General features: G+C 64.0%; 2 protein-coding genes. Both read left to right on the forward strand.

The window, feature by feature from the left end:
- Positions 1-87: 87 nt before the first annotated feature.
- Positions 88-1,035, forward strand: a complete 948-nt coding sequence (gene pdhA, locus BGN95_RS04305) for a pyruvate dehydrogenase (acetyl-transferring) E1 component subunit alpha (RefSeq protein ID WP_218850134.1) — start codon at positions 88-90, stop codon at positions 1,033-1,035.
- A gap of 40 nt (positions 1,036-1,075) precedes the next feature.
- A partial coding sequence (locus BGN95_RS27215; RefSeq protein WP_502688250.1) for a biotin/lipoyl-containing protein occupies positions 1,076-1,147 on the forward strand: 72 nt, incomplete at its 3' end.

Raw genomic sequence — 1,147 nt, forward strand, 5'->3', positions numbered from 1 at the left:
AACGCACGAACCAAAACCGCACCCCCGCCGACGCCCAATCGCGAGCGACCGGCCGAGCCGCAGCTCTACACGGCGTCGAAGGAGGAGCTGCTCAAATTCTATCACGACATGCTGCTGATCCGCCGCTTCGAGGAGAAGGCCGGGCAGCTTTACGGCCTCGGGCTGATCGGTGGCTTCTGCCACCTCTATATCGGGCAGGAAGCGGTCGCGGTCGGGTTGCAATCCGCGCTGACCGAGAAAGACAGCGTGATCACCGGCTATCGCGATCACGGGCACATGCTGTTGTGCGGCATCCCGCCCAAGGACGTGATGGCCGAGCTGACCGGGCGCGCCGCCGGCATCTCCAAGGGCAAGGGCGGCTCGATGCACATGTTCAGCGTCGAGCATAAATTCTACGGCGGGCACGGCATCGTCGGCGCGCAGGTGTCGCTGGGCGCGGGGCTCGGCTTTGCGCACAAATATTCCGGCGACGGCGGGGTGTGCCTCGCCTATTTCGGTGACGGCGCGGCCAATCAGGGCCAGGTCTACGAAGCGTTCAACATGGCCGAGCTGTGGAAGCTGCCGGTGATCTTCGTGATCGAGAACAACCAGTACGCGATGGGCACCTCGGTCAACCGGGCGTCGTCCGAAGACCAGCTTTATCGCCGCGGCGAAAGCTTCCGCATTCCCGGGCTGCAGGTCGACGGGATGGACGTGCTGGCGGCGCGCGGCGCGGCGGAGGAAGCGCTTGCGTGGGTGCGTGCGGGCAAGGGGCCGATCATCCTCGAGATGAAGACCTATCGCTATCGCGGCCATTCGATGTCCGACCCGGCGAAATATCGCAGCCGCGAGGAAGTCCAGTCGGTGCGCGACAAGTCCGACCCGATCGAGCACGTCAAGAAATTGCTCGAGGCCGAGGGCGTCAAGGAAGACGAGCTGAAGGCGGTCGAGGCGGAAATCCGCCGCCAGGTCAACGAATCGGCCGATTTCGCGGAGAACACCCCCGAACCCGAACCGCAGGAGCTGTATACCGACGTGCTGGTGGAGACTTATTGAGATGGCGATCGACATCAAAATGCCGGCGCTGTCCCCCACGATGGAGGAAGGCACGCTCGCCAAATGGCTCGTCAAGGAAGGCGACACGGTGAAATCGGGCGACATCCTCGCC

This window comes from Sphingomonas sp. 66-10, assembly GCF_001897045.1.
Lineage (GTDB): Bacteria > Pseudomonadota > Alphaproteobacteria > Sphingomonadales > Sphingomonadaceae > Sphingomonas > Sphingomonas lycopersici.